A 22,085-nucleotide genomic window follows, 5' to 3' on the forward strand; every position below is an offset into this window, starting at 1 on the left:
CCGTCCTCCGCCCAGGGCTACCCTCGACACCGTGATTACCACCGCCCCCGCTTCCCGCACCGCTCCCGTCTGGCCCGCCGCCGTGGCCGACGCCGTCGCCGTCCTCGCCTTCACCCTCATCGGCATCGCGTCGCACGACGGGTCGTTCTTGAGCGCCCTCGGCCGCGTGGTGTGGCCGTTCGCGCTCGCGGCCGCGATCGGCTGGGTGTGGACCCGCGCGTGGCAGGACCCGGCACGCATCTGGCCCACCGGCGTGCTGATCTGGTTCACCACCGTGATCGGTGGCCTGGTGCTCCGTGGTGTGAGCGGCCAGGGGCTGGCCTGGTCGTTCGCCCTGGTGACGACGATCTTCCTGGCCATCACGATGCTCGGCTGGCGCGGCCTGGTCGCGGCGCTGCGCCGCAACCAGGCCGGCGCGAAGCCGAGCTAGCTCACGCGGTCCTTGAGCTTGTAGTAGGCGCCGGCGACGGGCAGGAACCAGGGCGGACCGAAGTGTCCGGGGATGCGACGGAACTCGAAGTCGCGCCAGATGTTCGCCTCGGGAACGCCGGACATGTGCTCGGCCATCTGGCGCCCCATATACGTGGCCATCTGGACTCCGTGTCCCGCGTACCCCATGGAGTAGTAGACGCCGTCACGCTCGCCGGCATGCACCAGACGGTCGATGCTCATGTCGACCAGACCTCCCCAGCAGTAGTCGATCCTGGCGTCGGACAGCTGCGGGAAGGTGTGGACCATGGCGTCGCGGAGGAGCTTGCCGCTCTTCTCGTCGGACTGCGGACTGGACATCGCGAACCGTGCTCGGCCGCCGAACAGCAGGCGGTTGTCGGGAGTGATCCGGAAGTAGTTGAGGAGGTTCTTGGAGTCCGAGGCCACTCTTCGCCTGGGCAGAAGATCGTCACACACGCTTGCGTCGAGCGGCTCTGTGGCGATGATGAAGCTGCCGACGGGAGCGATGCGGAACTGGTGCCAGCGGAACGGCCGACGGGTGTATGCGCCCGTTGCCAGGAGCACCTGGTCTGCCTGAATCCGGCCACGAGGGGTCTCGAGGTCGTGGCCTGAGCCGAGCTTGGTCAGCTTCAGCACCGGCGCCCTCTCGTGGATCGTCACGCCGGCGCGCTCTGCTGCTACGCCGAGCCCCCGGATGTACTTGCCCACGTGGAGGCCCGCGCTCCTCGAATCGACCATCGCGCCATGGAAGGCGTCCGATCCGATCTCGCGATGCAGCTCGTCCTTGGGGACCAGCTGAGTCTCCGCGTCCAGACGGGTGTTCAACAGCTCGGCGGTCTTCTCGAATCCCTGGTAGTGCGCCGCCTTCGACGCCAGGATCAGCTTGCCGGGGCGCGTGAAGTCGCAGTCGATGCCCTCCTCGGTGACGAGCTTCTCGATCAGGTCGATCGCTTGGCCGTAGGCGCGGTACAACGGCGCGGCCTTGTCGAAGCCCATCTTGGCCACCGCGTCCCTGATGCCGATCGACATGCCGGTGGTTGCCATGCCGCCGTTGCGACCGGAGGCGCCGAACCCCACGGTGTGCTGCTCGAACAGGTGCACCTTCGCTCCGCGTCGAGCGAGATGCAGCGCTGCCACGACGCCGGTCAGGCCACCGCCGATGACGGCCACGTCGGTGCGCCCTTCCACGGTGGTTGTCGACCGCTCGGGGGAACCCTCGGGCGCGGAGTCGAGCCAGTAGGACGTGAACTTCATTGTTACTCCTCACATGGGCTCGGAAGCCGGCGATGGCCACCGAGGAACAGGGCAGACAGCGCCACCGGTGGGTCGTGGCCTGGGCCCAGAAGTTGTTGACAGTCGACGACCATACACGTATGGTCGACAATCGACCAGAGCGGATCAGGCCGCTCCGGACCTGAGCACCAGGAGGACTCGTGGGATTCGATATCAAGCCGAAGTTCGTGACGTTCGACATGAACGGAACGCTGATCCAGTTCCGTATCAACGACGCGATCCGTCAGGTATTGGGCGACCGGCTGCCGGCGGAGATCGCCCCCGGCTTCCTGCAGGCGTGCAAGGAGTACCGGATCGACGAGTGCATGGGCGAGTGGAAGTCGTTCGAGCAGATCGCCGGTCGCTCCATGGAGCGCGCCATGCGCAGGTTCGGCCTGGAGTACTGCGAGGGCGACGCGCGGGCGGTCTACGACCACGTCCCCACCTGGGGCCCGTACCCCGGTGTCACCGAGGCACTGAGGCGCCTGGCAGAGGCGTACCCGCTGGTGATAGTGACGAACAGCGACGACGCGCACGCGTCGCGCTTGGTGGGAAATCTCCAGGCCCCGTTCGATGTGGTGATCACTGCCGAGCAGATGGGTGTCTACAAGCCCCGGCTCCGTGCGTTCGAGTACATGCTGGACAAGCTCGGAGCGGCACCCGACGAGATCGTGCACGTCTCCGCGAGTCCGATGTACGACCTCCGCCCTGCGGCGGCCATGGGTATCGAGCACAAGGTGTACGTGGACCGGGGCTTCGAGCACGACGAGTCGTGGCTCGGCTACGAGCGGATCACCGACATCGCAGACCTGCCCGTCCTCCTGGGCCTGCCGCGTCCTTGACCAGCCACCCTGCCCGCCTGCGCTTTCGGCCGATGGTCCTGGGTTTGAGCCGATGCAGTTCGGCCATCCGGTATTGTCGACAAACGACCAGGAGAGGCGGCGGGGATGGACCTCAAGCTCGGAGGGCTACAGCGGACGACGACCCCGGAGAGTGTGTACCGCGTGCTGCGTGCAGCCATCCTCGACGGGACAGTCCCGCCCGGTGGACAGCTGCGCGAGAGGGACATCGCCGAGGACCTCGGGATCAGTCGGTCGCCCCTCCGCGAGGCACTGACCAGGCTCGAGGAGGAGGGGCTGATCGTGAAGATCCCCTTCCGCGGGGCGTTTGTCGTGGAGGTGAGCGCCCAGGAAGTCGCCGAGATCGCCTCGATCCGGTTGCTTGTCGAGCCGTACGCCGGGGAACTGGCTCTCGAAGCGCTGCGCGGTCCCGAGCGGTCCAGGCTGACTCGGACGATCGAGGACCTTCATCGGGCGACCGCGGAGAACGACATCCCGGGCAGCATCGATGCGCACCTCCAGTTCCATAGGCTCTTCTACGACCTGTCGGGGCACAGCGTTCTGCGCAGCCTCTGGAACGGTTGGGAGTCCAAGCTGCGCCTGTACCTCACAGTCGACCATCGCTCCTACGGTGACCTGCACGACATCGCGGTCGAGCACGAGAAACTGGCCGCGGTCGCCCTGGAGGGCGACACGGAGATGTTCCGGCGCGAGCTGGCACAGCATTTCCAGTCAGCGCTGCGAGCCGGTACCGAGGACCCGGGGAAGGCACCCGCCGAGCACGCTTGAGCGCAGGACGCCTTGGGTGAGGGGCGAGCGTTCATCTAAGATTGTTGACAATCGACGATCCTGGTGTATGGTCGACAATCGACAGCGATCGTTGAAGACTCCCGGCATCAGTGCGAGTCCACGAAGGAGACCTGAGTCAGATGACCACCATTCAGGCCACGTGCGGTTCGAGTGTGGAGCGGCTCGAGGCTCTCGGTCTGGACCTTCCCGCCGTCGGGAAGAGCTCGACCTATGTGAACCACCGGACGGTTGACTCCAGCGTGTACGTGGCGGGTCAGCTGCCCTACAAGAACGGCAAGCTCCTGGGCCAGGGCGTCCTGGGCCGGGACGTCGACCTCGAGACCGGCCGCGGGCTGGCACGTCACGCCGCGCTCAACGCGCTCGCTGTTGCCGCGGAAGCCGTTGGCGGCCTGGATCGGGTCCGGATCGTGCAGATGCTGGTCTTCGTGGCGAGCACGGCCGAGTTCGGTCACCAGTCGAAAGTCGCCGACGCGGCCAGTGAGCTGCTCGTCGACGTGCTCGGCGAGAACGGGCGGCACGCTCGCACTGCCATCGGTGTCGCCAGCTTGCCGCTGAACAGCCCGGTCGAGATCCAGATGGTCTGCACAGCGGTCTAGGACGCGCCGTTCAACCTCCCGCTTCCCAGTTCGAGGAGTGCAGCATGCACCGGCTACAACGAGTACTCAACCGCCTGGTCGACCGGGTGGACACCCCCATGCCGATCGTGCTGGCCGACGTCATGCAGCGAAACATCGACGGCATGCAAGGCTTCGCCGTCGAGCACGATCTGGACCTGCGGCCTCACGTCAAGACGCACAAGTGCGTCGAGGTCGGTCGACGCCAGGTCGAGGCGGGGGCGGTCGGGATCAGCGCAGGCAACGTCGGCGAGGCGGAGGTCTTCGCCCAGGCCGGGTTCGAGGACATCTTCATCGCCTACCCGGTCTGGCCGTCGGGCACCAAGGGCGACCGGATCCGCCGTCTGGCGCAGACCACACGGATGCGCGTGGGGGTGGACAACCTTGCCGCGGTCGAGGCCCTCGCCGATGCGATGAGAGGGGAGCCGGACCGGCTCGAGGTGGTGGTGGAGATCGACTGTGGCGCCCGCCGGTCCGGAGCCCCGCCCGCGGCCGCGGGCGACCTCGCACGTGCGGCCCGCAAGCGTGGGCTGGTGCCGGTCGGGGTCTACACCTATCCGGGGCATGGCAGCTCTGGTCCGGGTTCCCGTGAGCCGGCGGCGCACGACCAGGAAGCCGCGCTGACCGCCGCGGTGCGCAGCTTCGGCGACGTCGGCATCACCGCGGAGGTGGTCAGCGCCGGCTCGACGCCCACGGCCGCGTTCTCGACCAGCAGCGTGATCACCGAGATCCGTCCCGGCGAGTACGTCTTCTACGACCTGAACAACACCCGGCTCGGCACGTGCGACGACGACCAGATCGCACTGTTCGTCGCTGCCACCGTGGTCAGCGACTGGGTCCCCGACCAGGTGATCCTCGACGTCGGCACCAAGGCCCTGGGCGGCGAGGGCAACCCCGAACGAGGGTACGGCGGCATCGCCGGGAAGAAGGCGGTCCTCGCGAAGCTCAACGAGTACCACGGGTTTGCTGCGGTACCCGGCGGCCAACCGCGTCCGAGCGTCGGCTCGCTGATACCGGTGGTGCCCAACCACGTCTGCCCAGTCGTGAACAGCTTCGACGAGCTGCTCGTGACCGACACCGAAGGCACGATGCTGGAGCGGTGGCCGGTCGCCGCCCGTGGACTCCTCAGCTGACTGTCCGCAACACCCCTGAACCCACTCCCAACCCATTCCCAACCCACCAGGAGAAGCTGAGATGAGACTCGAGAAGGTCACAGCACTTGTGACCGGCGCCAACAGCGGGATCGGACAGGCGGTGACCTCCAGCTTCCGCCGCGAGGGCGCACGCCTGCTCCTCACCGGCCGCAGGGACCGACTCGACACCGCGGAGCCGGACGACCTGTACGTCGCCGGGGACCTCAACGACGAGGCGTTCGTGCGCAGTCTCGCCGCGCAGGCCGCCGCGACCTACGGGACCGTCGACGTGGTCGTCCTCAACCACGGTCTGCAGGTGAGCAGCCCGCTCATGGAGATGGACTACCAGGACGCCGAGAACGTGCTCCGCAGCAACCTGCTCAGTGCGTTCCTGGTGATGAAGCACTTCGCCCCGCTGATGCCCCCCGCAGGGGGATCGTTCGTCTGCGTCGGCTCACGGCTCGGCATGGTCGGCATGCCTGGGGAGGTGCTCTACTCCGCGGCCAAGGGCGGGCTGATCATGCTCGCCAAGGGCGCGGCGATCGAGTGGGCACCGCGCAACATCCGGGTCAACGTCGTCGCTCCCGGACTGACCGCCACCCCGATCATCGAATCATCCTTCCAGCGCAGGGCCGACCCCGAGGCGTACCGACGCGAGCGCGAGTCCCAGATCCCGCTCCGGCGCCTCGCCTCACCCGAGGAAGTGGCCGACGCCGTCCTCTTCCTCGCGTCGTCGGAGTCGTCGTACATCACCGGAGCGGTGCTCCCCGTCGACGGCGGTTACACCGCTTTCTAGCCTCTCAGCACCTCGAGGATCACCGGCGCCAGCGCGCGGAACGCCTTGCCCCGGTGCGAGATGGCGTTCTTCTCCTCCGGGTCCAGCTCCGCGGCGGTCCGAAGGCGCCCGCCCGCTCCCGGCGCAGCCTCGTCGGGCGCCAGGATCGGGTCGTAGCCGAATCCGTTGGTGCCCCGGGGCGCGGTCTCCAGCACACCCCGCATCTCGCCCGTGCGCACCTCCTCGCGCCCGTCGGGCGTGACCAGCGCGGCGGCGCAGACGAACCCGGCCTGGCGGTGCTCGGGGCGCACGTCGCCGAGCTGGCCGAGCAGCAGCTCGAGGTTCGCGAGGTCGTCCCCGTGCTTGCCGGCCCAGCGGGCGGAGAAGATCCCCGGAGCGCCGCCCAACACGTCCACGGCCAGTCCGGAGTCGTCGGCGACGGCGGGCAGCCCGGTCGCTGCGCACACGGCCCGCGCCTTGATCAGCGCGTTCTCGGCGAACGTCACGCCGTCCTCGACGGGCTCGGGCGCGCCGACCTCGCCCGAGGTGACAAGGCCACCGTCGGGCAGCACCAGACCGGCCGCGGCGAGGATGGCCCGCAGCTCGCCCACCTTCTTGGTGTTGTGGGTCGCGAGGACGATCCGCGCCGTCACGCGCGCTCCTGCGCGAGGGCGTCCTGCTGGATCTTGGCGAGCTCGGCCGTGCCGCCCACCGCGAGGTCGAGCAGCACGTCGAGCTCGGCGCGGTCGAACGGCGCGTGCTCGGCGGTGCCCTGCACCTCGATGAACTTGCCCGCGCCCGTGACCACCACGTTCATGTCCGTCTCGGCACGCACGTCCTCCACGTAGGGCAGGTCGAGCATCGGGATGCCGTCGATGATGCCGACGGAGACGGCGGAGACGGAGTCGGCGAGCACCTGCTTGCCACCCTTGATGTGCCCGTGCCGGCGGCCCCACGCGATCGCGTCGACGAGAGCCACGTAGGCGCCGGTGATCGCGGCGGTGCGGGTCCCGCCGTCGGCCTGGAGCACGTCGCAGTCCAGGACTATCGAGTTCTCGCCGAGCGCGCTCATGTCGACGACGGCGCGCAGCGACCGGCCGATCAGGCGCGAGATCTCGTGGGTGCGGCCGCCGATCTTGCCCTTCACGGACTCGCGCGGGCTGCGCTCGTTGGTGGCGCGCGGCAGCATCGCGTACTCGGCGGTGACCCAGCCCTCGCCCGAGCCCTTGCGCCAGCGCGGCACGCCCTCGGTGAACGACGCCACGCACAGCACGCGTGTACGCCCGAACTCCACGAGCACCGATCCCTCGGCCTCGTCGAGCCATCCCCGGGTGATCTTCACGGGGCGGAGCTGGTCGGTGGCGCGCCCGTCGGCGCGGACGGTCGTGTTGGTGCTGGAGGTCATGCGACCACCCTAACGACCCGGCCCCCGTACGTCTGACAGCTCAGAGCTCGTAGACCGTCCCCGGTTCCGCGACGTCGACCGGGCCCGCGTACGTGCCGCGTGCCTCGGTCAGGGTGTCCGCGGGGTCGTTCCACACCGGCAGGTGCGTGAGCAGCAGACGGCGGGCACCGGCGTCGGTCGCGACCTGGCCAGCGCGGCGGCCGGTGAGGTGGATGCCGGGCTCGACCGCGTCGTCGCGCCCCTCGAGGAACGCGGCCTCGCTGAGCAGCAGGTCGACGTCGCGCGCCAGCTCGACGACGGACTCGCACGCGTCGGTGTCCCCCGTGTACGCCAGCGTCGTCGTGCCGCCCGACGACGACGGGCCGGTCACCCGGACCCCGTACGTCTCGACCGGGTGGAACACCCGTTGCGGCTCGATGGTCAGCGGACCGATCTCGACCAGCTTGTGCTCCGCCCAGGAACGGAAGTCGAAGTCGTTCTCCATCGACTCCCCCTCGCTCAGCCCGTAGGACAGCGCGACGTGCCGCTCGGCGGTCGACGGCCCGTAGACGGGCAGTGGCTTGTCCCGGCGGCCGTTGCGGAGCGACCCGCGCTCGGGGTGATAGCGCAGGTACACGTACAGGCCCGAGAGATCAGCGCAGTGGTCGGGGTGCAGGTGCGAGATCGACACGGCGTCGAGCGCCATGGGGTCCATGTACCGCTGCAGCGCGCCGAACGCACCGTTGCCGAGGTCGAGCAGGACGTTCCAGTCGCGCGCCTCGTAGCCGGCGGCGGCCGCCTCCGCGGCCGGAACCTGCACCAGGTACGACGACGCGGGCGTCGCGGGGCCCGGGAACGAGCCGGAGACCCCGAGCGGGACCAGGCGCATCAGACGGCCTCCACGAGGGAGACCTCGGGGCCGAGGAACCGGCCGGCCAGCTGCCCGAAGGGCGCCGGGTCACCGGTGGTCAGGAAACGGTGGTCGGGGGCGCCGGCGTCGGACGCGCGCTCCAGGTCGTGCGCCACGAGGGTGCGGTACACGTCCTTGGCGGTCTCGTCGGCGCTGGAGACCAGCGTGACCTCCTCGCCCATGACGTAGGAGATGGCGCCCGCGAGCAGCGGGTAGTGCGTGCAGCCCAGCACCAGCGTGTCGACGCCGGCCGCCCTGACCGGGTCGAGGTACTCGTGCGCTACCTTCTGCACCTCCGGGCCCGAGGTCCTGCCCTCCTCGACGAAGCGCACGAACTCCGGGCAGGCCTGGCTCGTGATCGTCAGGCCGGGCGTGACGTGGAAGGCGTCGTCGTACGCACGCGACTGCACGGTCGTGCGCGTGCCGATGACGCCGATCCGGCCCGACCGGGTAGCGGTCACCGCGGCCCTGGCCGCGGGCAGGATGACCTCGACCACGGGGATGCCGTGGCGCTGCGTGTACCGCTCGCGCGCGTCCCGCATCATGGCCGACGATGCCGTGTTGCACGCGATGACCAGCATCTTCACGCCGTCCGACACGAGCCGGTCCATGGCGTCCAGCGCCATGGCGCGCACGGCGGCGATCGGCTTGGGGCCGTAGGGGCTGTTCGCGGTGTCGCCGAGGTACCGGACCTGCTCGTTGGGCAGCTGGTCCAGGATGGCGCGCGCGACCGTGAGGCCGCCGAGGCCGGAGTCGAAGATCCCGATGGGCGCGTCGTTCACGGGGTGAAGCCTAGCGATGACAACCCGCCATAACCGTTACCCGTGAGCCGCGCCACGCGTGACGCATGACACGTTGCGGCAGGTCAGCGCGCCACACTTGCTCACTCGGATGCCGTCGCCGAGCCCGGCGGACGCCGCCCTCGCAGCTCAGCGAGCATCACGTCCATCAGGGTCTCCTGGGCGTAGCCCGCGGCGACGAACACACCGGACCAGAAGCGCCTTGCCGCACGGCCGTCGGTCGCCACGGGGATCTCGCGGCCGGCCTGCCGGTCCCACATGATCTCGTCGGTGAGCTGCATGACCTGGTCGTCCGTCTTCAGGCCGAGCCGTTCGGCGATCACCAGCCGCACGTCGGTGAGCGCCCCGGCGAACTGCTCCGCCTCCTCGCGCGGCACCCGCACCGGCGGCGGAGCCCCGTGCCGGCCCAGCGGCGAGGGGGCGTCCTCGCCCGTGGGCAGGTCGAGGAGCGCGGCGAACGCCTCGAGCCGCTCCACCTTCGCCAGCGCGACGTCGTTCTGCGTGAGCCGCCGGAACTCGGCGGCGATGTCGGTGTCGTCCTTGCTCGCGTCCGGCAGGAGCCGCTGCGCCGCGGGGTCCGTCGGGATGCGCCCGACGCCGGTCACGCCGGTCAGCCGCGCCAGGTCGGCGTCGGTCAGCTCATCGGGGGCGAGCAGGCCGTTGGCCCACGCCTGGCCCTTGCCCGGGCCGGGGTGCGTCGAGAAACCCGGCTCGTCGCCGTCGGGGAACAGGTCCAGGCCGGCCTCCTCCCGGAGCATGTCCGAGACGTCGCGCGCCACCCTGGCCAGGACAACCCGCTCCACGGGTTCGAACCTGGCCTCGTAACCCCGCCGCATGGCGCGGAACGGCGTCATGCGGCTCCCCGCGCGCCGGACTCCTGCAGCGTGGCCCACAGCCCGAACCCGTGCATCGCCTGCACGTCCACCTCCATGCGCTCGCGTCCGCCGCTGGACACTACTGCGCGACCGTCCTCGTGCACCTGAGTCATGAGCCGTTCTGCCTTCACGCGTGGGTACCCGAAGTAGCTCTCGAATACGTATGTCACGTACGACATGAGGTTCACCGGATCGTTCCAGACGATCGTCACCCACGGGTCGGCGACCCCCGAGGCGGCTACCGCCTCGGTGTCCTCCTCGACGGCCGTCCCGGCTGACCCCATGGGTATGAGCAGCGGCGGTGGGGAAGAAGTCACAGTCTCACTCTAGGCGGTTTCGTCCCGTCGCTGGACACCCCTGTCCAAGATTTTCGCGAAGTTGTCGCTTGGCCGTGACCTGTCGTCATGGGGGTGGTCGAAGGTCAGTAGAGGAGGCTGTCCAGCCGGAGGTCCACCGTCGGGATCGCCGGGTCCCCGGCGGACAGGCGACGCGCGCCGCGGGGCAGCTCGGCGCGCACCATGCCGTGGTTGATCGCCGCGTTCGCCACCCCGTAGGGGCCCACCCAGCGCGAGTCGACCGCGCCGTCGACGACCAGCGGTGCGAGCAGCGGCCGCAGGTCGTCGCTCTGGGGCGCCCATTCCGACACCGCGGCGTCCGGGCCGGTCACCATGATCTCCTCGACGGCGTACCCGTCGCGGCCGTAACGCCGTGCGGCGGCCTTGCGCCCGCCCACCGAAGCCTTGTTGGCCGACGCCTTCGCCACCGGCTGCAGCACGCCCGACGCGTCGGCGCGCGCCACGAGCTTGTAGACCATGCCGCAGGTGGGCGCGCCCGATCCGGTCACGAGCGACGTCCCGACGCCGTACATGTCCACCGGCGCTGCGGCCAGGGCGGCTATCGCGTACTCGTCGAGGTCGGAGGTGACAACGATCTTCGTGTCCAGGGCGCCGAGCTGGTCGAGCTGCCGACGCACCTCCTGCGCCAGGACACCGAGGTCGCCCGAGTCGAGGCGCACGGCGCCGAGCCCGGTCCCCGCCACCTCGATGGCGGTCGCCACGCCCTGCTTCACGTCGTACGTGTCGACCAGCAGGGTGGTGCCGGGCCCCAGCGCGGCGACCTGTGAGGCGAACGCCTCCCGCTCCGTGTCGTGCAGCAGCGTGAAGGCGTGCGCCGCGGTGCCGATGGTGTCCAGCCCGTACCGCATGCCGGCCTCGAGGTTGGACGTGCCGGCGAAGCCACCGATCACGGCGGCCCGGGCCGCCGCCACGGCGGCCTGCTCGCTCGCCCGGCGCGAGCCCATCTCCAGCACGGGGCGCCCCCCGGCCGCGCTCGTCATGCGCGACGCCGCCGACGCCACCGCGGAGTCGTAGTTCAGGATCGACAGGATCAGGGTCTCCAGCAGCACGGCCTCCGCGAAGGTGCCCTCGACCTGCAGCACCGGCGAACCGGGGAAGAACACCTCGCCCTCGACGTATCCCTGGATGGTGCCGGTGAACCGGTAGCTCGCGAGGTAGTCGAGCGTCCTGCGGTCCACCACGCCGTTGTCCTCGAGGAACGCCAGCTCGGCGTCCTCGAACACGAAGTGTGGCAACGCTTCCAGGATGCGGCCGGTCCCCGCCAGGACGCCGTAGCGGCGGCCCGCCGGCAGGCGGCGCGTGAACACCTCGAACACGCAGTGCCGGTGGGCGGTCCCGTCCGCGAGAGCCGCCTGGAGCATGGTCAGCTCGTACCGGTCGGTCAGGAGCGCGACCGACGGGCGCACCGCCGGCAGAGGTGCTGCGGGAAGCGGCCGCGGCTCTTCGACACCGTTGTCAAAGGCAGGCCACGAGTCAGTGAGCGGGGCGCCTATGCCCCGAAGCTCGTCGGTCATGCACTCACGGTAGGCCAGAGAACTGGCCTGGACCGAACTAATGCGGCCGCGACGGCCCCCCGTCTCACCATGCGGATCGTCTCGCCATGCGGATCGTCCTGCTCCCGTGCTACTTCTGCCCGACGAACCAGCGCCGGACCTGGGCCACACGCGCGGTCAGCTGATCGGCCGTCGCGAGGGGCACCTCGGGCCCGCCGCACTTGCGGCGCAGCTCGGTGTGGATCATGCCGTGCGGCTGCCCGCTGCGCTTGGCCCACGCCGACACGAGCTTGGCCAGCTCCTTGCGCAGCTCCGCCGCGCGACGGTGCTCCTGCTCCGACCGCTCGTTCTCCACCTCGCGGGAGGTCGGCGCCCCGCCGCGCGCCTTGAGGTGGTCCGCCTGACGCTGCCGGAGCAGCGTCGCCACCTGGTCCGGCTCCAGCAGGCCGGGCAGGCCGAGGAAGTCGAGCTCCTCCGCCGAGCCGACGTCCGCGCTCGTGCCGAACTCGCCGCCGTCGAACAGGACGCGGTCGAACGAGGCCTGGGCCTCCAGCGCCTGGAACGAGCCCTGCAGCTCGCTCGACGCCTTCTCCTCCCGGTTGGCCTCCGCGATCAGCGCTGCCTCCGGGTCGTACTCGATGCCCTGCTCCTCGGCCGTGCGCGGCCGGTCGAGCGCGTGGTCACGCTCCTGCTCCATGGAGCCCGCCAGGTTCAGCAGCGGCGCGACGCTCGGCAGGAAGATCGACGCAGTCTCTCCGCGCCTGCGCGCACGCACGAACCGGCCGATCGCCTGCGCGAAGTACAGGGGCGTCGAGGCGCTCGTGGCGTACACGCCGACGGCGAGGCGTGGCACGTCCACGCCCTCCGACACCATGCGTACGGCCACCATCCAGCGGTCCTCGCTCTGCGCGAACTCCTCGATGCGCCCGGACGCGCCCTCGTCGTCGGACAGGACGACAGTGGGTCGCCTGCCCGTGATCTCGTGCAGGTGCTTGGCGTAGGCACGGGCGTTGTCCTGGTCCGTCGCGATGACCAGGCCGCCGGCGTCGGGCACCGTACGGCGCACCTCGGTGAGGCGCTTGTCCGCCGCCGAGAGCACCGACGGGATCCACTGCCCCTCGGGGTCCAGGGCGGTGCGCCACGCCTGCCCCGTCATGTCCTTGGTCATGGCCTCGCCGAGACGGGCGCTGACCTCGTCGCCCATCTTGGTGCGCCAGCGCATGTCGCCCGCGTACGACATGAACAGGACCGGGCGGACCACGTGGTCGCGCAGGGCCTCGCCATAGCCGTACGTGTAGTCGGCCTTCGACCGGCGGATGCCCTCGGCGTCGGCCTCGTACTCGACGAACGGGATGGCCGAGGTGTCGCTGCGGAACGGCGTGCCGGTGAGCGCCAGGCGGCGCTCGGCCACCTCGAAAGCCTCACGGACGGCGTCGCCCCAGCTCAGGGCGTCGCCCCCGTGGTGCACCTCGTCGAGGATCACGAGGGTGCGCGCCGCCTCCGTGCGAGCGCGGTGCAGCGCCGGCTTGGCCGCCACCTGCGCATAGGTGAGCGCGACACCGTCGTAGTGCGTGCCGTGCCTGCCCTGCGAGTTCTTGAACTGCGGGTCGATGCGGATACCGACGCGTGCGGCGGCGTCGGCCCACTGGGTCTTCAGGTGCTCGGTGGGCGCCACGACCGTGACGCGCCGGACCACGCCCTGCTCCAGGAGCTCGGTGGCGATGCGGAGCGCGAACGTCGTCTTGCCCGCGCCCGGGGTGGCGACGGCCAGGAAGTCCCGCGGGTTCTGCTCGCGGTACTGCTCCAGGGCCTCCGCCTGCCAGGCGCGCAGGCTCGACGCCGTACCCCAGGGGGCACGGCGTGGAAAGGCAGGGCTGAGCGACGAAGCGGCCGCAGACGACGGTGTGTGGGGCAGCTGCTGCGGCTGGCTCGTCACTTCGAAGAGTCGCCCTTGCCGCCGTCCTGCGGTTCCCGGAGACCGTCGTAGATCTCCTTGCACCGCGGACACACCGGGAACTTGCCCGGATCGCGGCCCGGCACCCAGACCTTGCCGCAGAGCGCGATCACGGGCTTGCCGCTCATGGCGGACTCCATGATCTTCTCCTTGCGCACATAGTGCGCAAAGCGTTCGTGGTCCCCGGGCTGCGTCTCCTCCCGGGTCTCCTCGCGCTCGAGGACGCTCGTACCGCCCTGCGTACTGGGCTCGTCCTGCGGGTTGGAGAGTGGTTCGGTCATGCCGAGAAGTCTACGCGGGACCACCGACACCCTCTCCAGCGGCGCGCGCTCCCGAGCAGGTCCGGGGCATCGTCGGGACAAGTTCAGTCGCGGAATACCTTGCGGTGGTGTCGGTGACCACGGATATAACTGTGTGCATGTCACACCCCCGCCCCGAGAGGAGCCTCATCCTGCCCGACGACGGCGCCGCGTCTGCGGCCGACCTCGCGGAAACCCTGTCCGACGCGCTGTCCGACAACTTGACCGGTCCGCTGCCGGACGACCTGGCCGGCGCACTCCCCCGCGGCCTGCCCGAACCCGTCTGGCCGGACTTCGGCGACAACGACGAGGCCGCCCGCCGTGCCGTGGCCGCGGTCGCGGCCATGCTCGGCCGCCCCATCCCGGAGCGCCCCAAGGATCCCCGCTCCTCGGCCGAGTGGCTCAGCCGCAAGTGGGGCGTCGACGAGAGCGCGCTGGTCAACGTCTCGCGCGACATGTCGCGCACCCTGCAGCGGCTGCACGCCTACGCGCTGCAGCTCTGGGTGGACCGGCACGCGGACGACGTCTCGGTGTTCGGCCCGGGCGGAGCCCCGCAGCGCGCCGCGCTCGCCCTTGGCAACGGCACCTCGGTGAGCGTGCCGAGCGTCGCAGCATGTCTCTTCCCGGCCGGGTCGGCCTACGACACGCCCGTGGCCGTCGAGGTGGCCTACCGGTACGGGACGCCCACCATCACCGCCTTCGCCCCGCCGGGCGGGCTGGCGCTCGCCGAGCAGGTCCTCGAGGACCTGACCCGCACGCTCGAGGCGGACCACCCGTACCGCGGCGGCGTCCTGTCGGCGCGGCCGGGCAACGGCACCGTAGAGCTGACGCCGGTCAAGCACACCGTGCAGGTACGCGGCGACGTCGTGCTGCCCGCCGACCTGTGGCGCGAGGTGGACCTGTTCTGCTCCAGCGTCACCACGCGCCGCGACGCCCTGCGCGCCCTTGGCCACACGACGTCGCGCGGCCTGCTGCTGGCCGGCAAGCCGGGCGTCGGCAAGACGAAGCTCACGCGGGTGATCGCCACGGAGCTCGCTGGGCCGCTCACGGTGGTGCTCGTCACCGCCGAGGTGCTGCGCACCTGGATGACCGAGCTCTACGAGGAGATCCGCGGGCTCGGCCCGTGCCTCGTGGTGCTGGAGGAGATCGACTCCGTGGCGTCCAAGGGCTCGCGCGGGGACACGTCGTTCGCCGAGTTCCTCGACGCGCTGGACGGCACCCGCAGCTCGGACGACGTGCTCACCGTCGCCACCACGAACGACCCCGACGCCCTGGACCCGGCGGTGAAGCGCCCCGGGCGTTTCGACACCATCATCGAGGTGCCGCCGCCGGACCAGGCGGGTCGCATGGAGATCCTGCGCCTCTTCCTGCCGCCGGACGCCCCGGTCGACGTGGACCTCGTCGCCTCCTACCTGGACGGCGCCACTGGTGCGGACCTGCGCGAGGTCGCCCGCCGCTCCATCCTGGAGCACGGCCCCGACGGTCTGACGACGAGCCGGGTCGCCGACGTGGCGACGTCGGGCCGGTGGAAGCCCGCGCCGGTGGCGGGGAACTACCTCTGACCGGTCAGAGGCCCTGCCAGCCGGGCTTGCCGGCGTACGTCTGCCGGTAGTAGTCGGCGAGCTGCAGGCGCGACGCCGCGGCGTCGTCGACGAGCACCGTGGCGTGGGGGTGCAGCTGCATGATGGTGGCGGGCCACATCGCCGAGATCGGGCCCTCCACCAGCTGGTGCACCGCCTCCGCCTTGGCGCGCCCGGAGGCCAGGAGCACGAGGTGCCCCGCCGACATGATGGTCGCGAGGCCCTGGGTGAGGCAGTGCCGGGGCACGTCGTCGACGGACCCGCCGAAGAACCGCGCGTTGTCCTCGCGGGTCTGCTTCGTCAGGGTCTTGATCCGCGTGCGCGACGCGAGCGACGAGCCGGGCTCGTTGAACGCGATGTGCCCGTCGGTGCCGATGCCCAGGAGCTGCAGGTCTACGCCGCCGGCGTCCGCGATGCTCTTCTCGTACGCGGCGCAGGCCGCGGGGAGGTCCTCGGCGAGGCCGTCCGGACCCTGCACCGCGCCGGGCGAGAAGTCGACACGGGAGGCGAACTCCTTCTCGATGACGTTGCGGTACCGCTCGGGGTGGTCCGCGGGCAGGCCCACGTACTCGTCGAGCATGAAGGCCTTGGCCCGCGCGAACGAGAGCCCCTCCTTGTGCCGGGCGACCAGCTCGTCGTACACCGCGAGCGGCGACGACCCCGTGGCCAGCCCCAGCACCGCCTCCGGTTCGGCCCGCAGCAACCCCTCGACGGCGTCCGCCGCAAGCCGGGCGAGCTCGCCCGCCGGCGCGATCACAACCTCCATCAGCTTCTCCTTCCGAGGACCGCGGCGCCGACCGCCGCGACCGGGACGTGTGTGGGAGCGAGCCGGACCCGCTCCGCCAGCTTGAGCGAACCGAGGAACGGCGACACCTTGGCCTGCTCGCGCAGCGCGTCCTGCACCGCGTCCAGGAGCTCGGTGCCGAGCTGCGCGACGCCGCCGCCGAGCACCACGTGGCGCACGTCGGTGGTCAGCACCAGCAGCCGCACGGCCGCGGCCGTCGCCGAGGCGAACCTGTCCTTGACCACTATCGCCTCCTCGTCCCCGGCGCGGGCCGCCTCGAACAGCTCGACCGGGGAGGGCTTGCCGTGCCGGGACGGCCACGCCGCCTCCAGCGCCTTGCCGGAGGCGAACCGCTCCAGGCAGCCGCGCTGACCGCACGAGCAGTCCGGTCCGAGCGGGTCCACGGGGACGTGCCCGATCTCCCCCGCCGCGCCGCTCGCCCCGCGCCGCAGCCGCCCGTCGAGCACCAGCCCGGACGCGAGGCCCGTGCCGAGCGCGAGGAACGCGAGGTCCTCGTGGTCACCGTCGGCGCCCGACCGCTCCAGCACGTGCGCCGCGCCGACGGCGGCGACGTTGAGGTCGTTCTCGACCACCACGGGCACGCCGCCCAGCTCGTCGGAGAGGAGGCCGGCGAGCGGGAGCTCGTCGTCGTTCACCCCGAGGTTGACCGCGTGCTTTACGGTGCCGGAGCGGTGGTCGACGATGCCGGGGATGCCCAGCCCGACGCCGGCCAGGTCCGAGAGCTCCACCCCGCCGGACGCTACGACGTCGCGCACCGCCCGCGCCGCACCGGCTATCAGGCCGTCCGCACCGTGCACGGTGGACCGGCGCACCGTGGAGACGACGTCGCCCGCCGGGTCCAGGAGCGCGCCGAGGATCTTGGTGCCGCCGATGTCGAGGCCGACCGTGTATCGGGGCGCCGGCCCGTTCCCGGACCCGGCACTCCCCCTGCGCTTGCCGACCGTTCCCATCCCAACCTTTCGCTTGCTGGACTCATCGCTGGACCTGCCACTGCTGACGCCCATCAGCCCTTCACCGCGCCGGACACCAGACCACCGGTCATCCGGCCCTGGACGATCAGGAAGAAGACCACCACGGGGATCGCGATGAGCACCGCCGCAGCCATGACCGCACCCCAGTTGGTGGCCTGCGTCGCCTGCACGAACGTGCGCAGCCAGAGCGGCAGGGTCATCGCCTCGGGCCGCTGCATGACCACCAGCGCCATGACGAACTCGTTCCACGCCTGGATGAAGGCGAACACACCGGTGGCCACCAGGCCCGGCGCGAGCAACGGGAACGTGACCCGCCAGAACGCGCCGGCCGGGGAGCACCCGTCGATCATCGCCGCCTCCTCCAGCTCCTTGGGTACACCGTTGACGAATCCGCGCAGCGTCCAGATGGTGAACGGCAGCACACCGGCCGAGTACACGAGCGTCAGGCCGATGATCGTGTTGAGCAGCTGCCAGCCGTCGATGATCCGGAACAGCGAGATGATCATCGCCTCTCCTGGGATCATCTGGACAACCAGGATCAATACGATGAAAGTCCGGCGGCCCTTGAAGGAGAACCGGGTGAGGGCGAGCGCCGCGAGGAAGCCCACGACCAGGGCGATGACGAGGGTCAGGAACGTGACCCCTATCGAGTTCAGGACGGCGGGCGGGAACGGCGCCCGCGCCTCACCGAACATCGCGGCGCGGTAGTTGTTCAGCGTAAACACGTCCGGCGTCGGGAAGAACGCGAGGTTCTCGCCTCGGATCCGGTTGTTCGGCAGGAACGACGTGTTGAGCATCCAGTACACCGGGAACACCGAGAACACGAAGACGATCAGGGCCAGGACGCCGAACCAGGCGTCGGCGGCGCGCTTGCGGATCTTGATCACAGCTCCTCCTCCCGCAGCGTGCGCCGCACATAGGGGTACGAGATGGCCAGCATGACGATCACGAAGATGACGCCGATGGCGCTCGCCAGGCCGTAGTGACCCTGGGCCATGCCCATCTGGTAGACGTAGACGCCGATGGTGTTGGTCAGCTCCCGGTCGCCGCCGATGTCCTGCAGCACGAACACCTGCGTGAAGAGCTTCAGGTCCCAGATCATCGACAGGATCACGAGCACCGTGATGATGCTGCGCACGTAGGGCACCTGGATGAGCCGGAAGCGCTGGAACGCGCTCGCGCCGTCGAGCTGCGCGGCCTCCATCACCTCCTCGGGGATCTGCGTGAGGCCCGCGTACAGCGTGAAGGCGACGAACGGCACGGCGCCCCACACGACGATGCAGGTCAGGATCAGGAAGAACGACCACGGGTTGAGCAGCCAGGAGTGCCCGAACCACCTGTCGCCGGTGATCGCGGTGAGCAGGTTGTTCACCACGCCGTACTGGGTGTCGAAGACCCAGCCCCACACCGTGGTCGCGGCCAGCGACGGCATGGCCCACGCCAGCAGGAGGCCCACGGAGACCAGCAGCCGCATGCCCTTGCCGATGCGGATCATGAGCAGCGCCACGAGCATGCCGAGCACCAGCGTGGTGACCACGAGGACGACCATGAGCGCGAAGCTGCGCGCCAGCACGGTCCAGAACCCCTCGACGTCGGTCAGGACGGTCGCGTAGTTGTCGAGGCCGACCCATTCGGCGGGCTGGCCCATGAGCTGGGCGCGCTCGTACTCCTGGAAGGACATCACGAGCAGGCGGACGACGGGATATCCCGTCATCACGCCGACGAGGATCATCGACGCCGAGAGCAGGAGCCACGGCAGGTAGGACGGCCGGCGCTTCTGCCGGATCAGCTGGCGCGTCGGCGCCGGGGGTTTCTGAAGTACGGAGCTCATGTCCTGTCTTCCGGAGAGGCGGCCCTCGCTCGTCGAGCCTTTCGAGACCTGGCTCGACAGGCCCGGGCGCGCGCCGACGGCGGGCATCAGGTGGGCAGTGGTGTCCCGCCCCGCCCGGGGATTCTGGGGTAAGGCACCGGGCGGGACGGGAGGGCTTGCGCTGACGGGTCAGCTGTTGAGGATCTCCTCGATGTCCGCGTCGAGCTGCTCGGCGACGGTCTGCACGTCCTCGCCGGAGGCGATCTTCGAGAAGGCGTTCTGCAGCAGCATCTTCGACTCGACGTCGGCCCACTTCGGCGAGGCCGGGGTGAGCTTCGCGTTGGCGGCGGCCTCAGCAGCGGCCTTGCCGATCGAGGTGGACTGGTCGACCTTCTCGAAGAGCGAGGTCTTGGCCGGGAACAGACCCATGCCGGCGAGGATCGACTGGTACTCGTCGCTGAGGATGATCTCGTAGGCGCTCATCGCGAGGTCCGGACGCGCCGACTTCTGTGCGATGGCGATGTTCGAGCCGCCGGCGAACACCTGCGCGGCGCCGCCGTCCTTGCCCGGCAGGGCCATGCCCTCGAGGTCGGAGCCGTAGGTGGACTCGCAACCCGGCACGCCCTCGGGGTCCTCGGGCTTCTCCGGCGCCTTGATGGACCACTGGATCCAGCTCGGGGCGGAGAGGAAGCCGACCTTGCCCTCGCAGAACGGAACCTGGAGGTCCGTCTCGTTGGCGTCGGCCGGGGCGTTGTTGCCCTCGGTCATGATGGTCTGGATCTGCTCCAGGCCCGCGAGGCCGCCCTCGGAGGAGAAGCCGGCCTCCCAGGTGCCGTCCTCGGCCTGCTCGGCGACGAAGCCGCCGTTCTCCCAGATGAAGGGCAGGGCGTTGTACCAGTCCTGGCCGGGCCAGTAGACGCCGGACAGGTCGTCGGTCGTCATGTCGACGGCGGTCTCGACGTACTCGTCGAGCGTGGTCGGCACCGGGGTGTCACCCAGGACCTGCTTGGAGTAGAAGACGACGCGCGAGCCCGAGTAGTACGGCAGGGCGTAGTGCTTGTCCTCCCAGTCACCGGCCTCGACGAAGCCCGGGATCAGGTCGTCGCCGCCCAGGGTCTCGAACTCGTCCGCGGTGATCTCGCGGAAGTAGCCTGCGGAGGTGAACGCGGCGGCCTGGGTGTTGCCGATCTCGACCACGTCGGGGGCGTCCGAGCCGGACAGCGCCGTCGTGTACTTGTCGACGAGGCCCTCCCAGGCCTGCTCCTCGATGACGAGGGTGCTGCCCTCGTTCTGCTCCTCGAAGGTCTTCTTCAGGTAGTCGCGGGCTTCCGGGGGCGTGTCGGAGCCCACGAGCCAGACCCGGACCTCGCCGGGGCCGGTCGGCTCGGCGGCAGGACTGCCGCCTGCGTTACCGCACGCGCTGAGCGCGAGGGTCAGGGTGATCGCCGACGCAGCAGCGCCGACGAGACGGTTCTTGTTCACGGTTGGGTTCCTCCCGGGAGACGACTGTGCGTCGCGGTGCATGGTGAAAGCTCGAGCGAGAGCTCGATGAGACGCCTGCCGCCGACACGTGCGCACTGATGCTCACGAGACCCCCAGCTGGGCGGAAAGCACGAGGACGGCGGCACCCGCCAGCACCACGTCCTCGTCGAGTGCTGCCATCCGCAGCTGCAGGCCGGAGTTGATGGCCGGCATGGTTCGCTGACGGATGGTGTCCAGCGCTGCCTCACGCAGAGGGCCGTCGAGCAGGTCGCGCGGACCGCTCAGCAGCACCTCAGTGAGGTTGAGCGCACTGACGACCGGGGCGAGGGTCACGCCCAGCACCCGGCCGGCCGACGCCAGAGCGGCGTCGGAGTCTTCCGTGCTCTTGTCCGCCACCGCGCGTCGCAGCGCCGGCACGGACAGGACGGTCTCGAGGCAGCCCACACGGCCGCAGGCACACTGGTCGCCGTCGTCCACGACGGTGACGTGGCCGATCTCGCCCGCGGCGTCGCCCTGGCCGTGCACCCGCACGCCGTCGACCACCACTCCGGCGCCAACGCCCGCCCCGACCGTGACCACGAGCATGCTGCCGGTCGCTCCGCCGTAGGTGAACTCGCCGAGCGCCGCCGTGTTGGCGTCGTTCGCGACGTGCACGGGCAGGCCCAGGCGCTCGCCCAGGATCGCGGCGAGCGGTACGTCGTACCACCCGCGGTTGGGCGCCTCGACGACGCGCCCGTCGAGGTCGATGATGCCGGGCGAGCCGACGCCGACGCCGATCACCGGGTGGATCGCCGCCGCCACGAGCCGGCGCACGAAGCGGGTGAGCAGGTCGACCAGCTCGTCGCCCGTGCGTCCGTCGATGTCGAGCTGGCGGCGGACCATCATCTCGCCGGTGAGGCTGAGCACGGCGCCACGCATGTGGCCGTGCTCCGTGAGGTCGACGGCCACGATCTGATAGGCGTCGGTGCGCAGGCCGACCAGGATCGCGGGCTTGCCGACGCGCTGGCCGGGCCGCGTGCCGAGCTCCTCCACCAGACCCTCGGTGATGAGCACCGAGACCAGGTCGGAGATCGTGACGCGGGTCAGCGAGGTGGCTCGCGCGAGGTCGGCCCGGGAGGTGGGCCCCTCGTGGAAGAGGTGCTGCAGCACGAGGGACCGGTTGTGGGCCCTGGCGTGCTCAGGAAGCACCTTGGACGTCGCCCGCAACCGTGCGCCGAGCCCTCGCCCGGTGCCGTTGCGTTCTGTCTGCGTCGCCATGTTTGTTAGTAGACCTCCTTAACAGAGTCGGTGTCCATCGCCTGGATCGACCCGTAACAAGACTGTTACCTGGGTCACGTCTCCTCGGCATGGACGCACTCTGTTCGACGGATTCGGATTACTTCACGTGCCTGACGAATCCGAGCCTGCCGCACCTTGGCCGCGGGAGCACGACGTGACCGGAACGTGATCAGAAAGGGCGCAAAAGCGTAGAAA

The 22,085-nt window shown here is 70.2% G+C and carries 23 protein-coding genes; 7 read left to right on the forward strand and 16 right to left on the reverse strand.

Annotated elements, in window-relative coordinates; all coding sequences use genetic code 11:
• Nucleotides 1–31: 31 nt before the first annotated feature.
• On the forward strand, nt 32–430 hold the full coding sequence (locus IE250_RS16005; protein WP_229872504.1) for a DUF3054 domain-containing protein: 399 nt from the start codon (nt 32–34) through the stop codon (nt 428–430).
• Here the strand turns inward: IE250_RS16005 and IE250_RS16010 are convergent.
• Nucleotides 427–1,704 (reverse strand): NAD(P)/FAD-dependent oxidoreductase, encoded by a 1,278-nt coding sequence (locus IE250_RS16010; protein WP_189670242.1) that lies wholly within the window; start codon nt 1,702–1,704, stop codon nt 427–429. The genes IE250_RS16005 and IE250_RS16010 overlap by 4 nt on opposite strands.
• A 179-nt stretch (nt 1,705–1,883) precedes the next feature.
• On the opposite strand from IE250_RS16010, the gene IE250_RS16015 reads away from it, so the two are divergent.
• The 5 genes from IE250_RS16015 (at nt 1,884) to IE250_RS16035 (ending at nt 5,914) form a co-directional block, all read left to right on the forward strand.
• Nucleotides 1,884–2,564, forward strand: coding sequence for a haloacid dehalogenase type II (locus IE250_RS16015; protein WP_189670243.1), 681 nt, complete (start codon nt 1,884–1,886; stop codon nt 2,562–2,564).
• Nucleotides 2,565–2,669: 105 nt separating this feature from the next.
• Nucleotides 2,670–3,350: a GntR family transcriptional regulator gene (locus tag IE250_RS16020; protein ID WP_189670244.1), complete on the forward strand. Its 681-nt coding sequence runs from the start codon at nt 2,670–2,672 to the stop codon at nt 3,348–3,350.
• Nucleotides 3,351–3,490: 140 nt separating this feature from the next.
• A complete protein-coding gene (locus IE250_RS16025; RefSeq protein ID WP_189670245.1) occupies nt 3,491–3,967 on the forward strand; it encodes a RidA family protein in 477 nt (158 codons plus the stop codon).
• Nucleotides 3,968–4,011: 44 nt separating this feature from the next.
• The gene (locus IE250_RS16030) at nt 4,012–5,118 is read left to right on the forward strand and encodes an alanine racemase (protein WP_189670246.1); all 1,107 of its coding nucleotides are present in this window, start codon (nt 4,012–4,014) and stop codon (nt 5,116–5,118) included.
• Nucleotides 5,119–5,179: 61 nt separating this feature from the next.
• Nucleotides 5,180–5,914 carry an SDR family NAD(P)-dependent oxidoreductase gene (locus IE250_RS16035; protein WP_189670247.1) on the forward strand — a complete coding sequence of 245 codons (735 nt, stop codon included), beginning with the start codon at nt 5,180–5,182 and terminating at the stop codon, nt 5,912–5,914.
• Here the strand turns inward: IE250_RS16035 and rdgB are convergent.
• From rdgB to IE250_RS16080, 9 genes are all read right to left on the reverse strand, one after another.
• Complete coding sequence (gene rdgB / locus IE250_RS16040; protein WP_189670248.1) at nt 5,911–6,546, reverse strand: RdgB/HAM1 family non-canonical purine NTP pyrophosphatase; 636 nt, start codon at nt 6,544–6,546, stop codon at nt 5,911–5,913. The two genes, IE250_RS16035 and rdgB, sit on opposite strands and share 4 nt — an antisense overlap.
• Nucleotides 6,543–7,298, reverse strand: a complete 756-nt coding sequence (rph, locus tag IE250_RS16045; protein WP_189670249.1) for a ribonuclease PH — start codon at nt 7,296–7,298, stop codon at nt 6,543–6,545. Before rph ends, rdgB begins: the two co-directional genes overlap by 4 nt.
• A 40-nt stretch (nt 7,299–7,338) precedes the next feature.
• The gene (locus IE250_RS16050; RefSeq protein WP_189670250.1) at nt 7,339–8,166 is read right to left on the reverse strand and encodes an MBL fold metallo-hydrolase; all 828 of its coding nucleotides are present in this window, start codon (nt 8,164–8,166) and stop codon (nt 7,339–7,341) included.
• Nucleotides 8,166–8,969: a glutamate racemase gene (murI, locus tag IE250_RS16055; RefSeq protein ID WP_189670251.1), complete on the reverse strand. Its 804-nt coding sequence runs from the start codon at nt 8,967–8,969 to the stop codon at nt 8,166–8,168. Before murI ends, IE250_RS16050 begins: the two co-directional genes overlap by 1 nt.
• Before the next feature lie 101 nt (nt 8,970–9,070).
• Nucleotides 9,071–9,841: a DUF2017 family protein gene (locus IE250_RS16060; RefSeq protein WP_189670252.1), complete on the reverse strand. Its 771-nt coding sequence runs from the start codon at nt 9,839–9,841 to the stop codon at nt 9,071–9,073.
• Nucleotides 9,838–10,146 (reverse strand): ATP-dependent Clp protease adapter ClpS, encoded by a 309-nt coding sequence (clpS, locus tag IE250_RS16065; RefSeq protein ID WP_189670342.1) that lies wholly within the window; start codon nt 10,144–10,146, stop codon nt 9,838–9,840. The genes IE250_RS16060 and clpS overlap by 4 nt, the downstream gene beginning before the upstream one ends.
• A 137-nt stretch (nt 10,147–10,283) precedes the next feature.
• Nucleotides 10,284–11,732, reverse strand: coding sequence for a nicotinate phosphoribosyltransferase (locus tag IE250_RS16070; RefSeq protein ID WP_189670253.1), 1,449 nt, complete (start codon nt 11,730–11,732; stop codon nt 10,284–10,286).
• A gap of 109 nt (nt 11,733–11,841) precedes the next feature.
• Nucleotides 11,842–13,647: a DEAD/DEAH box helicase gene (locus IE250_RS16075; protein WP_189670254.1), complete on the reverse strand. Its 1,806-nt coding sequence runs from the start codon at nt 13,645–13,647 to the stop codon at nt 11,842–11,844.
• A complete protein-coding gene (locus IE250_RS16080; RefSeq protein WP_189670255.1) occupies nt 13,644–13,946 on the reverse strand; it encodes a DUF3039 domain-containing protein in 303 nt (100 codons plus the stop codon). The genes IE250_RS16075 and IE250_RS16080 overlap by 4 nt, the downstream gene beginning before the upstream one ends.
• 137 nt (nt 13,947–14,083) lie before the next feature.
• On the opposite strand from IE250_RS16080, the gene IE250_RS16085 reads away from it, so the two are divergent.
• A complete protein-coding gene (locus IE250_RS16085) occupies nt 14,084–15,526 on the forward strand; it encodes an AAA family ATPase (RefSeq protein ID WP_189670256.1) in 1,443 nt (480 codons plus the stop codon).
• A 4-nt stretch (nt 15,527–15,530) separates the two neighbouring features.
• On the opposite strand, the gene nagB is transcribed toward IE250_RS16085, so the two are convergent.
• From nagB to IE250_RS16115, 6 genes are all read right to left on the reverse strand, one after another.
• The gene (nagB, locus tag IE250_RS16090; protein ID WP_189670257.1) at nt 15,531–16,310 is read right to left on the reverse strand and encodes a glucosamine-6-phosphate deaminase; all 780 of its coding nucleotides are present in this window, start codon (nt 16,308–16,310) and stop codon (nt 15,531–15,533) included.
• Nucleotides 16,310–17,299, reverse strand: coding sequence for an ROK family protein (locus tag IE250_RS16095; protein WP_189670258.1), 990 nt, complete (start codon nt 17,297–17,299; stop codon nt 16,310–16,312). The genes nagB and IE250_RS16095 overlap by 1 nt, the downstream gene beginning before the upstream one ends.
• Nucleotides 17,300–17,352: 53 nt before the next feature.
• Nucleotides 17,353–18,207 carry a carbohydrate ABC transporter permease gene (locus IE250_RS16100; protein ID WP_189670259.1) on the reverse strand — a complete coding sequence of 285 codons (855 nt, stop codon included), beginning with the start codon at nt 18,205–18,207 and terminating at the stop codon, nt 17,353–17,355.
• Nucleotides 18,204–19,151, reverse strand: a complete 948-nt coding sequence (locus tag IE250_RS16105; RefSeq protein WP_229872505.1) for a carbohydrate ABC transporter permease — start codon at nt 19,149–19,151, stop codon at nt 18,204–18,206. Before IE250_RS16105 ends, IE250_RS16100 begins: the two co-directional genes overlap by 4 nt.
• A 168-nt stretch (nt 19,152–19,319) precedes the next feature.
• Nucleotides 19,320–20,612: an extracellular solute-binding protein gene (locus IE250_RS16110; RefSeq protein WP_189670260.1), complete on the reverse strand. Its 1,293-nt coding sequence runs from the start codon at nt 20,610–20,612 to the stop codon at nt 19,320–19,322.
• A gap of 102 nt (nt 20,613–20,714) precedes the next feature.
• Nucleotides 20,715–21,869, reverse strand: a complete 1,155-nt coding sequence (locus tag IE250_RS16115) for an ROK family transcriptional regulator (protein ID WP_189670261.1) — start codon at nt 21,867–21,869, stop codon at nt 20,715–20,717.
• Nucleotides 21,870–22,085: the final 216 nt, after the last annotated feature.

The organism is Promicromonospora soli (genome assembly GCF_014653785.1).
GTDB lineage: Bacteria > Actinomycetota > Actinomycetes > Actinomycetales > Cellulomonadaceae > Promicromonospora > Promicromonospora soli.

What these genes read in the sequence shown, in the direction of transcription:
- IE250_RS16010 (WP_189670242.1), bottom strand. Translation starts at nt 1,704, where the DNA reads ATGAAGTTCACGTCCTACTGGCTCGACTCCGCGCCCGAGGGTTCCCCC.
- IE250_RS16020 (WP_189670244.1), top strand. Translation starts at nt 2,670, where the DNA reads ATGGACCTCAAGCTCGGAGGGCTACAGCGGACGACGACCCCGGAGAGT.
- IE250_RS16025 (WP_189670245.1), top strand. Translation starts at nt 3,491, where the DNA reads ATGACCACCATTCAGGCCACGTGCGGTTCGAGTGTGGAGCGGCTCGAG.
- IE250_RS16030 (WP_189670246.1), top strand. Translation starts at nt 4,012, where the DNA reads ATGCACCGGCTACAACGAGTACTCAACCGCCTGGTCGACCGGGTGGAC.
- IE250_RS16035 (WP_189670247.1), top strand. Translation starts at nt 5,180, where the DNA reads ATGAGACTCGAGAAGGTCACAGCACTTGTGACCGGCGCCAACAGCGGG.
- rph (WP_189670249.1), bottom strand. Translation starts at nt 7,298, where the DNA reads ATGACCTCCAGCACCAACACGACCGTCCGCGCCGACGGGCGCGCCACC.
- IE250_RS16050 (WP_189670250.1), bottom strand. Translation starts at nt 8,166, where the DNA reads ATGCGCCTGGTCCCGCTCGGGGTCTCCGGCTCGTTCCCGGGCCCCGCG.
- IE250_RS16060 (WP_189670252.1), bottom strand. Translation starts at nt 9,841, where the DNA reads ATGACGCCGTTCCGCGCCATGCGGCGGGGTTACGAGGCCAGGTTCGAA.
- clpS (WP_189670342.1), bottom strand. Translation starts at nt 10,146, where the DNA reads ATGGGGTCAGCCGGGACGGCCGTCGAGGAGGACACCGAGGCGGTAGCC.
- IE250_RS16070 (WP_189670253.1), bottom strand. Translation starts at nt 11,732, where the DNA reads ATGACCGACGAGCTTCGGGGCATAGGCGCCCCGCTCACTGACTCGTGG.
- IE250_RS16080 (WP_189670255.1), bottom strand. Translation starts at nt 13,946, where the DNA reads ATGACCGAACCACTCTCCAACCCGCAGGACGAGCCCAGTACGCAGGGC.
- IE250_RS16085 (WP_189670256.1), top strand. Translation starts at nt 14,084, where the DNA reads ATGTCACACCCCCGCCCCGAGAGGAGCCTCATCCTGCCCGACGACGGC.
- nagB (WP_189670257.1), bottom strand. Translation starts at nt 16,310, where the DNA reads ATGGAGGTTGTGATCGCGCCGGCGGGCGAGCTCGCCCGGCTTGCGGCG.
- IE250_RS16095 (WP_189670258.1), bottom strand. Translation starts at nt 17,299, where the DNA reads ATGGGAACGGTCGGCAAGCGCAGGGGGAGTGCCGGGTCCGGGAACGGG.
- IE250_RS16105 (WP_229872505.1), bottom strand. Translation starts at nt 19,151, where the DNA reads ATGAGCTCCGTACTTCAGAAACCCCCGGCGCCGACGCGCCAGCTGATC.
- IE250_RS16115 (WP_189670261.1), bottom strand. Translation starts at nt 21,869, where the DNA reads ATGGCGACGCAGACAGAACGCAACGGCACCGGGCGAGGGCTCGGCGCA.